Origin of the sequence: Sphingomonas alba, from assembly GCF_023516555.1 — a bacterium.
Taxonomy (GTDB): domain Bacteria; phylum Pseudomonadota; class Alphaproteobacteria; order Sphingomonadales; family Sphingomonadaceae; genus Sphingomicrobium; species Sphingomicrobium album.
Genome location: NZ_JAMGBD010000001.1, coordinates 1,404,619 through 1,416,701, shown reverse-complemented (window position 1 = coordinate 1,416,701; position 12,083 = coordinate 1,404,619). Strand labels below are relative to the sequence as shown.

General features: G+C 65.2%; 16 protein-coding genes. 2 read left to right on the top strand and 14 right to left on the bottom strand.

Translation table 11 applies throughout. The annotated features are described in order from the left end of the window. Positions 1-16: 16 nt before the first annotated feature. From LZ536_RS07445 to gluQRS, 10 genes are all read right to left on the bottom strand, one after another. Positions 17-373: a cupredoxin domain-containing protein gene (locus tag LZ536_RS07445; RefSeq protein ID WP_249847775.1), complete on the bottom strand. Its 357-nt coding sequence runs from the start codon at positions 371-373 to the stop codon at positions 17-19. Between the two features lie 16 nt (positions 374-389). Further along, the gene (locus LZ536_RS07440; RefSeq protein WP_249847774.1) at positions 390-1,325 is read right to left on the bottom strand and encodes a metallophosphoesterase family protein; all 936 of its coding nucleotides are present in this window, start codon (positions 1,323-1,325) and stop codon (positions 390-392) included. Positions 1,326-1,459: 134 nt separating this feature from the next. Continuing rightward, on the bottom strand, positions 1,460-2,092 hold the full coding sequence (locus LZ536_RS07435; protein ID WP_249847773.1) for a MarC family protein: 633 nt from the start codon (positions 2,090-2,092) through the stop codon (positions 1,460-1,462). After that, positions 2,089-2,979 (bottom strand): bifunctional methylenetetrahydrofolate dehydrogenase/methenyltetrahydrofolate cyclohydrolase FolD, encoded by an 891-nt coding sequence (folD, locus tag LZ536_RS07430; RefSeq protein WP_249847772.1) that lies wholly within the window; start codon positions 2,977-2,979, stop codon positions 2,089-2,091. Before folD ends, LZ536_RS07435 begins: the two co-directional genes overlap by 4 nt. A 4-nt stretch (positions 2,980-2,983) precedes the next feature. Next, entirely contained in the window at positions 2,984-3,295 is a 312-nt protein-coding gene (locus LZ536_RS07425; protein ID WP_249847771.1) for a YggT family protein, read from the bottom strand. A 35-nt stretch (positions 3,296-3,330) separates the two neighbouring features. Beyond that, entirely contained in the window at positions 3,331-4,299 is a 969-nt protein-coding gene (egtD, locus tag LZ536_RS07420; protein WP_249847770.1) for an L-histidine N(alpha)-methyltransferase, read from the bottom strand. Beyond that, positions 4,283-5,515, bottom strand: coding sequence for an ergothioneine biosynthesis protein EgtB (gene egtB, locus LZ536_RS07415; protein WP_249847769.1), 1,233 nt, complete (start codon positions 5,513-5,515; stop codon positions 4,283-4,285). Before egtB ends, egtD begins: the two co-directional genes overlap by 17 nt. Then, positions 5,491-6,045: a cob(I)yrinic acid a,c-diamide adenosyltransferase gene (locus LZ536_RS07410; protein WP_249848583.1), complete on the bottom strand. Its 555-nt coding sequence runs from the start codon at positions 6,043-6,045 to the stop codon at positions 5,491-5,493. Before LZ536_RS07410 ends, egtB begins: the two co-directional genes overlap by 25 nt. A 1-nt stretch (position 6,046) precedes the next feature. After that, positions 6,047-6,253 (bottom strand): twin transmembrane helix small protein, encoded by a 207-nt coding sequence (locus LZ536_RS07405; RefSeq protein ID WP_249847768.1) that lies wholly within the window; start codon positions 6,251-6,253, stop codon positions 6,047-6,049. Positions 6,254-6,262: 9 nt separating this feature from the next. Further along, entirely contained in the window at positions 6,263-7,132 is an 870-nt protein-coding gene (gene gluQRS / locus LZ536_RS07400; protein ID WP_249847767.1) for a tRNA glutamyl-Q(34) synthetase GluQRS, read from the bottom strand. A gap of 204 nt (positions 7,133-7,336) precedes the next feature. On the opposite strand from gluQRS, the gene LZ536_RS07395 reads away from it, so the two are divergent. After that, on the top strand, positions 7,337-7,903 hold the full coding sequence (locus LZ536_RS07395) for an HNH endonuclease (RefSeq protein ID WP_249847766.1): 567 nt from the start codon (positions 7,337-7,339) through the stop codon (positions 7,901-7,903). Here LZ536_RS07395 and LZ536_RS07390 read toward each other — a convergent pair. Genes LZ536_RS07390 through argH form a run of 3 tightly spaced genes read right to left on the bottom strand, consistent with a single transcriptional unit; the run spans position 7,900 to position 10,435 of the window. Continuing rightward, entirely contained in the window at positions 7,900-8,757 is an 858-nt protein-coding gene (locus LZ536_RS07390) for a UTP--glucose-1-phosphate uridylyltransferase (protein WP_249847765.1), read from the bottom strand. The genes LZ536_RS07395 and LZ536_RS07390 overlap by 4 nt on opposite strands. Continuing rightward, positions 8,754-9,065 carry a hypothetical protein gene (locus LZ536_RS07385; protein ID WP_348538817.1) on the bottom strand — a complete coding sequence of 104 codons (312 nt, stop codon included), beginning with the start codon at positions 9,063-9,065 and terminating at the stop codon, positions 8,754-8,756. The genes LZ536_RS07390 and LZ536_RS07385 overlap by 4 nt, the downstream gene beginning before the upstream one ends. Beyond that, positions 9,065-10,435 (bottom strand): argininosuccinate lyase, encoded by a 1,371-nt coding sequence (gene argH, locus LZ536_RS07380; RefSeq protein ID WP_249847764.1) that lies wholly within the window; start codon positions 10,433-10,435, stop codon positions 9,065-9,067. The genes LZ536_RS07385 and argH overlap by 1 nt, the downstream gene beginning before the upstream one ends. On the opposite strand from argH, the gene LZ536_RS07375 reads away from it, so the two are divergent. Further along, the gene (locus LZ536_RS07375) at positions 10,374-11,021 is read left to right on the top strand and encodes a TlpA family protein disulfide reductase (protein ID WP_249847763.1); all 648 of its coding nucleotides are present in this window, start codon (positions 10,374-10,376) and stop codon (positions 11,019-11,021) included. The two genes, argH and LZ536_RS07375, sit on opposite strands and share 62 nt — an antisense overlap. On the opposite strand, the gene LZ536_RS07370 is transcribed toward LZ536_RS07375, so the two are convergent. Then, on the bottom strand, positions 11,005-12,009 hold the full coding sequence (locus LZ536_RS07370) for a DMT family transporter (RefSeq protein ID WP_249847762.1): 1,005 nt from the start codon (positions 12,007-12,009) through the stop codon (positions 11,005-11,007). The genes LZ536_RS07375 and LZ536_RS07370 overlap by 17 nt on opposite strands. Positions 12,010-12,083: the final 74 nt, after the last annotated feature.

Genomic DNA, 12,083 nt, shown 5'->3' with positions numbered 1-12,083 from the left:
ACGACTAGTCCCATGCTCACGCCTTCACGACGATCGTGCCCGTCATGTGCGGGTGCAGGGAACAGAAATACCCGAATTGCCCGGCTTTGGCGAAGGTGAAGCTGAAGCGGTCGCCGGTATCGAGCACCTTCGATTTGAACGCGAGACCCTGCGCGACGACCGTGTGGGGAATGTCGTCATCATTGACCCAGGTGACAGTGGTCCCCGGACGCACGGTTAGCGTGGCCTGATTGAAGGTGAAATTCCCGATGTGAACGAGCTGGGCCTGCGGAGGCGGAGCCGCCTTCACGTCATCGGCGACAATCGTCATCGCGAATGCGGCTGCGAGCAGTGAGAAGGCTTGAAACGTCACCATTCCAAAAGCGCGGGTCATGCAGATTTCCTTTGATTCAAGCGGTGAGAGTGGAGTCGATCAGCGCGACGCGGTCGTGGCCGCGCACGAACACGGCATCGGTGATGCCAAGCATGCTGTGCAGTTGCTCCGGAGGGACCTTCAGTGGACCGGGTGATGGAGCGGTGCCCGGCGCGGGCTGCGGAAAGGCAGTCGAGCGCGCCGTGTGAAAGGCGATGTGCCCTTCCACCTTTTGCGTGATCTGGTGGATGTGGCCATTGAGGATGGTGACCGATCCGAACCGCGCAAGCAGCTTCAATGCTTCGGCAGCATCGTCGGTCCCCCAACCCCATGCCTCGTAGACCGTCCAGAGCGGGATGTGGGCGAAGACGACGATGGGGGTCGAAGAGTGGCGGGCGGCGAGATCCGCCTTGAGCCACTTGAGCTGCTCCGCGCCGAGATTGCCCATTCCGCCGGGCTTAAGGTCCGCGACGTTGACCAGGGCGATGAAATGCACGCCGCGATGGTCGAAGCTGTACCAGCCGGCACCCATACTTCCTTTGCCGAAGCGCTTAAGGAATGCCTTGCCTCCGTCGGGGTCCAGCATGTCGTGCTCGCCGGGCACGAAGAAGACGGGAAGTCCCAGCTCCTTCAGCATCTGGTCCGCGTCATCGAACTCCTCGTCGCGCGACAATTGCGAGACATCGCCGGTGTGGATGACAAAATCCGGCTGGTTCGGCAGCGCCTTCACCTTCGCGATGGCTTCGCGAAAGGTCGCCCGGGCGTCAGCGTTAGGCGGTTTGTTGAAACCGATGTGGCTGTCGCTCAGCTGCACGAAGGTGAAAGGCTTTGACGCCGAACGAAGCAGCGGCGCGGCGATCGCGCTGTCGAGACCCAGAGAGCTTGTGATCCCGCCGTTGAAGGCAAAGAGCGCTCCTGTGCCGGCCCAGGCCATGCATTTGAGGAAATCGCGGCGGTCGTTTTCGGGGTTCATCGAAAGTCCTCTTTTGAAAGGCGTTCGACGACACGACCGGCCGGCGTTCCGGTTTATTCCCGGCGCACGAAATTTTTTAGGAAGCCAATGTCCGCATTGGGCCGAAAGCTGCCATTAGTTCGCGGCGCGCGATCCTAACCCGCAAGCCCCGGCAAACTCCGCTCCAGCCCGTCGAGGACGAACTGCACCGCCAGCGCGGCGAGGATGACGCCGAGGATGCGGGTGATCATGGCTTCCAGCTTGGCGCCGATCAGCTTCATCAGCGGACCTGCTGTCAGTAGAGCGATGAGGGTCAGGATCATGACCGCGGTCAGCGCACCGAGGACGATCGCGCCCTGCGTCAGCCCCTCGGCGCGCGCGCTGAGCAGCATGATCGAAGCGATGGAACCGGGCCCGGCGATCATCGGGATGGCCATGGGGAAGACGCTGATGTCTTCGGCCTCCGGCGTGCCCTCGATCTCCTTCGCCCGCTCCTCGCGGCGCTCGGTCCGCCGCTCGAACACCATATCCAATGCAATCATGAACAGCATGATGCCGCCCGCCAGCCGGAAGGCGGACAGCGAGATGCCGAGCGTCCGGAGCAGCGGCTCGCCGAGCAAAGCGAAGAAGACGAGAATACACCAGGCAACCGCCGTCGAGCGTACGGCCATCTTGCGGCGATGCACTTGCGTCGTGCCGCTGGTCAGCGAAGCGAAGATCGGCGCGCAGCCCGGCGGGTCGATGATCACCAGCAAGGTGATGAAGGCGGTGGTGAAAAGCTCGATCACAGGCCCGCGGGCTCCGCGAGGCCTTCGCGGCGGTGCGCCGCCACAAGCGTGTTCCGGAGCAGCATGGCGATGGTCATCGGCCCGACCCCGCCCGGGACCGGCGTGATTGCGCCCGCCACTTTTTGGGCGTCGTCGAAAGCGACGTCGCCGACCAGCCGCGTCTTGCCTTCGCCGGCGTCGACGCGGTTGATGCCGACGTCAATGACGGTGGCGCTGGACTTCAGCCAGTCGCCCTTGACCATTTCCGGCCTGCCGACGGCGGCGACGACGATGTCGGCGCGGCGGACGACGGCGGGCAGGTCCTTGGTGCGGCTATGGGCGATGGTGACGGTGCAGCTTTCGCCGAGCAGCAGCATCGCCATCGGCTTGCCGACGATGTTGGAGCGGCCGATGACGACGGCGTCGAGGCCGGACAGCGAGCCCAGCTCCTGCTTCAGCAAGTAAAGGCAGCCAAAGGGCGTGCAGGGAACGAGCGCGTCGGCCGCCCCGATCGCCAACTTGCCTGCGTTGATGGGATGGAACCCGTCGACATCCTTGGCGGGATCGATGGCGGCGATGACCTTGGCGCTGTCGATATGGCCGGGAAGCGGCAACTGGACGAGGATACCGTCGATGGCGGGGTCGCGGTTTAGCTGGTCGACCAGCGCCAGCAGTTCGGCTTCGCCGATGTCGGCGGACAAATTGTGGCTAACGCTCTCCATGCCCGCCTCGCGCGTCGCTTTGCCCTTGGATCGGACATAGACGGCGCTGGCCGGGTCTTCGCCAACCAGCACGGTGGCCAAACCGGGCGCGCGGCCAGTGGCAGCGCGGAAGCGCTCGACTTCCTGCGCGACGCGGGCGCGAACCTCCTGGGCGGCGGCGCGCCCGTCGATCAGGCGGGCCGCCATCGGCTCAGGCCGCGCCCGCCGGTGGCAGGCTCATGGCGATATTCGGAAGCACGATCTGGCTAAGGATGGAAATGACCAGCAGCAGCACCAGCGGGGAGAAATCGAGACCGCCGAAGTCCGGCAGGATCTTGCGGATCGGCCGGTAAAGCGGATCGAGGAAGCGTTCGAGACCGTAGAGGAAGCGACGCAGGCCATCGTTCGAGGTGTTGAGGACGTTGAACGCGATCAGCCAACTCAGCGCCACTTGGGCAATGATGACCCACCACAGGACGTCGAGCAGGACGATGAGGATCTGGATGATCGTGATGAGTATCATGGCCGACGCTTAGCCGCGCGCGATTCCGGCGGCAACTAGGGGGCGAAACGATTGGGCATGGCTTCGGCGAGGATAAGGGCGAAGTCGCCGTCCTCGTCGGTCCATTCCCGCAATGGCGTCCAACCCCCGGCGAGCAGCAGCACGCGGCCGCCGCGCGGGCCGTATTTGTGGCTGTTCTCCGTATGGATGCTGGAACCCCTGGCGAAAGAGAAGGAATGGCCGTCGATGGAGAAGCTGACGTCGCGCTTCGCGACCAGGTGCATCTCGATCCGCGACAATATGTCGTTCCAGCGTGCCTGATGCCGGAAGGCATCGACGGGAATGTCGCCGCCGAGCTCACGGTTGATGCGGTGGAGGAGATTGAGGTTGAATTCGGCCGTCACCCCTTCCGGATCGTCATAGGCGGCGAGCAGGCGCTCAATGCCTTTGACCCGGTCCATGCCGATCAGCAGGCGCGCGCCGGTGCCGAGGATGTCGCGGAAGTGGCGGAGCAGGTCGGTGCCGCTCCGAGGCACGAAATTGCCGATCGTCGAGCCGGGAAAGAAGCCAAGCTTGGGAAGCTCCGCAACTTCGGGCGGCAAAGCGAACGGCTTCGTGAAGTCCGCTTCGACCGGATAGACGTGGATGTCCGGGAAATCTTTATCGACGACAGCGGCGCTTTCGCGCAGGTAGTCGCCGCTGATATCGACCGGGACATAGGCCTTGGGCTGGATGCCGCGCAGCAGCAGCGGCGTCTTGGTCGAGGAGCCAGAGCCGAGTTCGACGACCGCGCAATTGTCCGCCGACAAGGCGTCGACTTCTGACATGATCTCTTCAAGAAGGGCCGTCTCGGTCCGGGTCGGGTAATAACTTGGCAGCCGGGTAATGTCGTCGAACAGCTCCGATCCGCGGCGGTCGTAGAACCAGCGGGCCGGGATGGCCGGGGTCGGCTCGGCGAGGCCCGCCAGCACATCGGCTCGAAAGGCGGGATCGGCTTCAGTGTCGGTGTCAGGCGTCGCGAGCAAGGCGCACTCCCGTGAATTGCCAGCGCGCGGCCGGCGGGAAGAAATTGCGGTAGGAGGCGCGGCTGTGCCCGCGCGGCGTGGCGCAGCTGGCGCCCTTCAGCACCATCTGCCCGCTCATGAACTTGCCATTATATTCGCCGACCGCGCCCTCGGCGATCCTGAAGCCCGGGTAGGGGAGATAGGCGCTGGCGGTCCATTGCCAGACGTCGCCGAAGACTCCGCCGCCAGGGCGCGGGATGACCGGGCCGCCGGTATCGAGCTGATGACCGAGCCAGGGATCGGCTCCGCTGGCGAAATCCTCCCACTCGGCTTCGGTCGGCAGTCGCGCGCCGGCCCAGCGGGCGAAGGCGTCGGCCTCGTAGAAACTGATGTGGGAAACAGGCGCGGCGCCGTCGATCTCGCGGCGGCCACCGAGGGTGAAGATGGTGCCGTCGCCATGCCAATAGAGCGGCGCGGTGATCTTTTCCTGCTGGACCCAGGCCCAGCCGTCGCTGAGCCAGAGCGACGGATTCGAGTAGCAGCCGCCCGCGATAAACTCCGACCATTCGCAGTTGGTGACGGGCCGCGCGGCAATCTGATGCGGTGTCAGAATCACGTCATGTTTTGGGCGTTCGCAATCAAAGGCGAAGCCGCCGTCGACCGCGCCGATCTTCGCGACTCCTTCGCGGCCCGGTAGCCAAGTGAGCGGTCCGATGGCGAAGCAGGCCGGAGCCGAAAGCTCGCCATAAGCCGGCTCCAGCGGATTCTCGGCGAGCCCGGCGAGCAGGTCGGTCAGCAGCAATTCCTGGTGCTGCTGCTCATGATTGATTCCGAGCTCGATCAGCTCGAGAGTTGCCGCCGGCAGGTTCGGCATGGCCTTGGCTAGCGCTTCGTCGACATGCGCCCGCCAGTCGCGGACTTCAGCGAGCGAGGGCCTGCTCAGCAGGCCGCGCTTGGGCCGGGCGTGGCGGTCGCCCTCGGCTTCGTAATAGCTGTTGAAGAGAAAGTGGAAGCGCTCGTCGAAGGGGCGATATCTGGGCGCATGGTCGCGAAGGACGAACGTCTCGAAAAACCACGTCGTGTGGGCGAGGTGCCACTTGGCCGGGCTGGCGTCGGGGAAGGGCTGGAGGTTGGCGTCGGCCTCGGACAGCGGCGCGGCGAGGTCAAGGCTCAGCCGCCGCGTCGCGGCGAGCCGGTCGGCAAGCTGGCCGCTTAGCGAGTGGCTCCGGGTTGCCACAAAACATCCCCTCCGCTGCTGCGTGCAATGTGCCGCGCCGAGACAAACAGATGATCGGATAGTCGGTTCAAATATGCGAGCGCGTGCGGGCTGATGGGGTCACTCTCATTCAATGCAACGGCCGCGCGCTCGGCCCTGCGGACGACGGCCCGCGCCAGGTAGAGCGAGGCCGCCGCAGGCGAACCGCCGGGCAGGATGAAGCTGGTCAGCGGTTCAAGTTCGGCGTTCATGGTGTCGATCTCGCGCTCGAGGCGCTCCACCTGGCCGGCGGTGATCCTCAGCGCGCCTTCCATAGCGCCGGGCGTGGCGATGTCGGCTCCGAGGTCGAACATTTCGTTCTGGATGGCACGTAGCCGCTTCCCGTGATCGTCGTCGGCCAGCGTCAAAGCGACGCCGATGGCGCTGTTCGCCTCGTCGACTTCGCCGATTGCGTGCATTCGAGCCGAGCTCTTCGAAACCCGGGAACCGTCGACAAGGCCGGCCGACCCGGTGTCGCCGGTGCGCGTGTAAATCTTGTTGAGCTTGACCAGGTCAGCCCCGCGAAACGCCGGCGGCGAGCAGGATGATGATGACGATGACGATCGCCAGCGCCTGGAACTGGACGCGCTTCTGCATCCACTTCTGCTGCTGCTCGCTCGACATCTCCTTGCCCTGGGCCATGGTCATGACGCCGCGGACCAGGACGTAGACGGTTGCCGCCATGGCCGCGACAAGCAGGATGACGAGGAAGATGCTCATGGCGCGCTCCTAGTCCGCGGAGAAGATGAAACCAAGGGGCAGCTTGCCGTTGACCAAATCCGCGGCAAGGGCGCGACCATCGACCTCGCCGTCGCGCATCGCAGCAAGCGTTGGCGCCAGGTCGCGCTTGGCGAGGCGGCGGCCGTCTCCGTGCAGGACAAGCGCATGATGGCGGTAGGTCGGCTCAGGCAGGCCGAGTAGTAGCTGCAACAGCCGCTGCACCGGCGTCGACGGGCGCAGGTCGGCGCCGCGCACGACCTCGGTTACGCCGCTATTCGCATCGTCGACGATACAGGCGAGATGGTAGGATGAAGGCGCGTCCTTGCGGGCGAGGATGGCGTCGCCGATGTCGCCGGCCTTCGCTTCGAATTGCGTGCCATCGTGCTCCGTCCAGGTCGGCAGGCCAATGATGGCCAGCGCCTTGGCACTATCCAGCCGCCAGCTATGCGCCGTCGTTGATCGGCGCTCGGGATCGTCGGGCAGGCCGCGGCAGGTGCCGGGATAAGCAGCACCTGCATCGCCGTGCGGGGCGGTCAGCGAAGCGGCAATGTCGGCGCGCGTGCAGAAGCAGGGATAAACAAGGCCACGCTCGCGCAGCTGGTCCAAGGCGTCGGCATATAAATGCGTCCGTTGCGATTGGATCAGGGGCTCGCCGTCCCACCGGATGCCAAGCCAAGCCAAGTCTTCCAATATGCCGTCGATGAACTCGGGCCGGCAGCGTCCGGGGTCCAGATCTTCGATGCGCAAACGGAACCGATCGCCCGCCCGCCTGCCGATCGCCGCCGAATAGGCATGGCCCAGGTGCAGGCGGCCGGACGGGGACGGCGCGAAGCGGGTCGTCGTCACCGGCAAGTGAGTCCCGGCTGCAACATTGGCCAAGATTGCGACATGTTATGGCGGCCTTGGCGTTCCGGGTGCACTTGACGACGAATCTGCAATGTCCGATTCATGGCTTTGTCACGCCGGGTTGGCATCCGGCAGGTCACAAGGGAAGCGAGCCCGTTCGGTCTCACTCCTCCTTGCGTGCGACAGGGCCGGAGCGGTGTTCGAGCGGGCGGACACGGAAAGGCCATTGCCCGCGTCATGTATCATCCGGACCTCATCCGCCACCCCGACAGCTGCCCGGCGCTGGTGCTCAACGCCGACTATACGCCGCTCAGCTATTATCCATTGAGCCTCTGGCCGTGGCAGACCGCGGTGAAGGCCATGTTCCTCGAGCGCGTCGATGTCGTCGCCCATTACGACCGCGAGGTGCACAGCCCGAGCCGGGCGCTGAAGCTGCCCAGCGTCATCGCGCTCAGGCAATTCGTGAAGCCGAACGAATATCCAGCCTTCACGAGGTTCAACCTGTTCCTCCGCGACCGCTTTCGCTGCGTCTATTGCGGGTCGCGCAAGGAGCTGACGTTCGACCATGTCATCCCGCGCGCCCAGGGCGGGCGGACGACCTGGGAGAATGTCGCCACTGCCTGCGCGCCCTGCAATCTGCGTAAGGGCGGGCGGACGCCGATTCAGGCGCATATGCAAATCGAGAGCGAACCGATCCGGCCGACCAGCTGGCAGCTACAGGACCACGGGCGGCGCTTCCCGCCCAATTACCTGCACCAGAGCTGGCGGGACTATCTCTACTGGGATGTCGAACTGGAGGCTTAGGCGCCCTTCAGATACGCGCGGATCTTCGGCTCTACGGCTGGGTCCCCCAGGCCTAGCGCAAGGTTGGCCAGCACAAAGCCTGCTTTGTCGCCGCAATCGTGCCGGGCTGAATCCGATGTCACCGCATGGAAGGGCTGCGCGCCGATCAGCTTCGCCATGGCATCGGTGAGCTGGATCTCGCCACCCGCACCCTTTTCGCCGGAATCGAGAATGCGCATCAATTCGGGCTGCAGTATATAGCGCCCGATGACGGCGAGATTCGATGGCGCGTCTTCGGGCTTCGGCTTCTCGACCAGACCCTTCACCTCGACTGCCCGGCCTTTGGTTTCGCCCGGGGTGATGACGCCGTAACTGGCGGTCCTCTCCTTCGGCACTTCCTCGGTCAACAGGATGTTGCCCCCAAGCTCGTTATAGGCCGCGACCATATCTTTCAGCGCACCCGGCGCCATCAGATCGTCGGGCAACAGCACCGCGAACGGTTCATCGCCAACGATATTTTTGGCGCACCAGACCGCATGGCCGAGACCCAGCGGCTGCTGCTGGCGGACCGAGACGATTTCGCCGAAACCCGAACGCGACGAGGCAAGTACATCGAGGCTCTTGCCGCGCTCGCGCATGGTCGTTTCAAGTTCGAAGCCGATGTCGAAATAATCGTCGAGTGCCGCCTTGCCGCGACCGGTGACGAAGATCAGTTGCTCGATCCCCGCCTCGCGCGCTTCGTCGACCGCATATTGAATCAGCGGCCGGTCGACGACCGTCAGCATTTCCTTCGGGATCGACTTGGTGGCCGGCAGCAGCCGCGTGCCGAGCCCGGCCACGGGAAACACCGCCTTGCGAACCGGCTTCCAGCTCATTGCGGATCCGAGATGGTGACGTTCTCGGAGGCATTGCCCTCCGGAGCCGCAGCCGGCGGTGCCTCACCGGCGGGCGGCGGCAGGTCGAAACGGTCCGTCTGGCGCGGCTGCGAGCGCTTCATCAGTTCGTCGACACGCTCCGGCTTGGCGTAGGTCGGGGGCGTCAGCAGTTGCTCGGCCGTTGGCGTGACTGTCGCCATCGCCGGCCTGATCGGCAGCGCCTGGCCGGCTGCCGGTTTTAGGGGCGCGACCTTGCCGCAAGCGGCGAGCGCTAGCACGAACAACGGAATGAGGCGAACAAGCTTCATTAACGACTCCGGCGCGCGGCGCGAGCGGCCGCAACGGCCTCTGCTACCCTGTCCGGGGCCGTCCCGCCAGCCGACCCACGCGCCTTGACGGCCGCTTCGACCGACAGGCGCGGCAGCGCGTTTTCGCCGATGCGCGGGTCGATGCCTTGAAGGTCCGCCAGGTTCAGCTCGTCGAGCGCCTTGCCGGTCGCTTCAGCGAGCGCAACGGCGCGGCCGGCAATGTGGTGGGCTTCACGGAACGGGACGCCATTCGCGGCCAGCCAGTCCGCGAGCTCGGTTGCGGTGGCATGTCCGGCGGCTGCGGCGGCGCGCATTTTCGTCGGCACGAATTCCAGGTCGGTGATCATTCCGGCCATGGCCGCAAGGCTCAGCGACAGCAGGTCGTGCGCGTCGAACAGGGGCGGCTTGTCGTCCTGCAGGTCCTTGGCATAGGCGAGCGGCAGGCCCTTCAGCAGCACCAGCAGCGCCACCAGGTCGCCGACGATCCGCGCACTGTGCCCGCGCACCAGCTCGGCGGCGTCGGGATTGCGCTTGTTCGGCATGATCGACGAGCCGGTCGACCAGGCATCGGGCAATTTCACGAACCCGAAGGGCTGCGACGCCCACATGATGATTTCTTCGGCAAGGCGCGACAGATGCACCGAGCAGAGCGCGGCGGCATGGAGGTAATCGACGGCGAAGTCGCGGTCGGAGACGGCATCGAGGCTATTGGTCGTCGGCCGGTCGAAGCCGAGAGTCTTCGCCGTCGCGTCGCGGTCGATGTCGAAGCCGGTGCCGGCCAGCGCCGCCGAACCGAGCGGGCTCTCGTTCATCCGCGCCCGCGCATCCAGGAACCGGCTGCGGTCGCGGGCCAGCATGGCGACATAGGCCATCAGGTGGTGGCCGAGCGTGACCGGCTGGCCAGACTGCAAATGGGTGAAGCCCGGCATGACCGTTGCCGCATGTTCTTCGGCGCGGGCCAGTAAGGCATCCTCCAGCGCATCGATCCCGGCGATCGCCTCATCGGCGCAATTGCGGACGAACAATTTGAAGTCGGTCGCGACCTGGTCGTTGCGCGAGCGGGCCGTGTGCAGCTTGCCTGCCGCAGGCCCGATCAACTCGCCGAGCCGATGCTCGACATGCATGTGGATGTCTTCGAGCGCAGAATCCTCGACCAGCTTCCCCGCCGCATATTCCTCGGCAATCCGATCGAGGCCCCTGGCGATCGCAGCGGCTTCGTCGGCCGAAATGATGCCTTGGGCGCCGAGCATGGCCGCATGCGCCTTTGACGCGGTCAGGTCCTCCCGCCATAGGCGTTTGTCGACCGCGATGGAGGCGTTGATCTCACGCATCACCGCGGCCGGGCCGCCCGCAAAGCGGCCGCCCCACATCTGGTTCGCGGAGTTGTCCTTGCGCTCGATCGTCTTGCTCCTTGGCCTCGCCCTTATCGCCGGTTGCGATAGGCAAAAGCCCGAAGCGCCTCAAGCCAATGAGGCAAATGCCACGGCAGCGGCCCCCGATATCGTCGAGAAAGGCGTCGACCGCAGCCAGGCCGGCAAGGCCGCCCCGCCGACGATCTTCCAGGACCCTGACGGCGGCGACATCAGCATTGCCCAGTTCAAGGGCGTGCCGACCCTCGTCAACCTCTGGGCGACATGGTGCGGCCCTTGCATCAAGGAACTGCCGACGCTCGACAAGCTGGCGGCAAGCCATGCGGTCGACGGCCAGCTCGGCGTCATTTCGGTGAGCCAGGACACGAGCGACCAGAAAGCTGTGAAGGATTTCCTCGCCAATCTCGGCGTCAAGGACATCGGCGCCTATCACGATTCCTCGATGGCCCTGTCGAGCGCGCTTGGCGTGCAGACCATGCCGACGACCGTGCTCTACGGCTCCGACGGCAAGGAGATCTGGCGCTACATCGGCGACCTCGATTGGACCGGTCCCGAAGCCCAGAAGCTGCTCAGCGAAGCGAAGTAGCCGCTCGGTAGAGGCTGAAGCGGCGCACGAGCCGTCCGTCAATCGCCGCCAGGCCGAGGGCGATCAGCCCGAGCCCGATGAAGTCTTGCGGAGCCAAGACCTCACCCAGGAACAGGGTGCCGAACAGGATCGCGAAGGGCGGGACCAGCAGGGTCACCAACAGCGCGTTGATCGCGCCTGCGGTTTCGATGAGCCGGAAATAGAGGACGTAGCCGAACGCGGTGCAGAAGATCGCCAGCGCGGCGATCGCCGCCCATGCTGAAAGCGGCGGCAGCGGGTGCGTCCACGGCTGATCGACCAGCATCGCCAGTGGTAGCATCATCAGCGCGCCGGCGCTCAGCTGGCCAGTCGTCACCGACATCGGCGACACGCCAATCTTGCGGAAGCGGCGCGCCCAGACGGCGGCCAAGGCGTAGCTCAGCGCGGCGCCAATGCAGGCCAGCTGCGCCAGCGCATCGGTGCCGACGTTGGCGAGCAAGGCCGGGCCGATCATCACGGCAACTCCGCCAAAGCCTAGCAGCACGCCGGCCAGCTTGCGCGGGTTGATGCGCTCGTCGTCGGTGAAGAGGTGCGCGACAAGGACGCCCCAGATTGGCGTCGTTGCATTGAGGATGGATGCAAGCCCGCTGGCAATATGGGTCTGGCCCCAGCCGAAAAGCGTGAACGGCAAGGCATTGTTGAGCAACGCCAGCAGGAGGATAGAGCCCCAGACCTCGCGCGGCAGACCGAGCTTGCCTCCCTTCAGCTTCAGGAACAGGAGCATCACGCCGGCGGCAATCGTCAGCCGTAGCCAGACGTAAGTCAGCGGATGGACGTGCTTGACGGCGACGCCGATGAACAGGAAGGCGCCGCCCCAGATAATGGCCAGCACCAGCAGGATGGCCCATTCTCGGCCGGTCATTTCGCTATTGATCATCGGCGCCGGATAGACGGGGGGTTGCGCCTGCGCGTCCCGCGCCTTGCGGTCAAAGAGATCGTCGCGTGCCATCCCCCGAATCTGCCGGAATCAGTGCGCGTCGGCCAACAAAAGGCTCGGCAGCAACGATAAGCTGGACTTATCGA

Coding starts and splice junctions, on each gene's coding strand:
- LZ536_RS07445 (WP_249847775.1), bottom strand. CDS start 373: ATGACCCGCGCTTTTGGAATGGTGACGTTTCAAGCCTTCTCACTGCTC.
- LZ536_RS07385 (WP_348538817.1), bottom strand. CDS start 9,065: ATGAAGCTTGTTCGCCTCATTCCGTTGTTCGTGCTAGCGCTCGCCGCT.
- LZ536_RS07370 (WP_249847762.1), bottom strand. CDS start 12,009: ATGGCACGCGACGATCTCTTTGACCGCAAGGCGCGGGACGCGCAGGCG.
- LZ536_RS07395 (WP_249847766.1), top strand. CDS start 7,337: ATGTATCATCCGGACCTCATCCGCCACCCCGACAGCTGCCCGGCGCTG.
- LZ536_RS07440 (WP_249847774.1), bottom strand. CDS start 1,325: ATGAACCCCGAAAACGACCGCCGCGATTTCCTCAAATGCATGGCCTGG.
- LZ536_RS07390 (WP_249847765.1), bottom strand. CDS start 8,757: ATGAGCTGGAAGCCGGTTCGCAAGGCGGTGTTTCCCGTGGCCGGGCTC.
- LZ536_RS07405 (WP_249847768.1), bottom strand. CDS start 6,253: ATGAGCATCTTCCTCGTCATCCTGCTTGTCGCGGCCATGGCGGCAACC.
- LZ536_RS07425 (WP_249847771.1), bottom strand. CDS start 3,295: ATGATACTCATCACGATCATCCAGATCCTCATCGTCCTGCTCGACGTC.
- folD (WP_249847772.1), bottom strand. CDS start 2,979: ATGGCGGCCCGCCTGATCGACGGGCGCGCCGCCGCCCAGGAGGTTCGC.
- LZ536_RS07375 (WP_249847763.1), top strand. CDS start 10,374: ATGGAGGCGTTGATCTCACGCATCACCGCGGCCGGGCCGCCCGCAAAG.
- argH (WP_249847764.1), bottom strand. CDS start 10,435: ATGTGGGGCGGCCGCTTTGCGGGCGGCCCGGCCGCGGTGATGCGTGAG.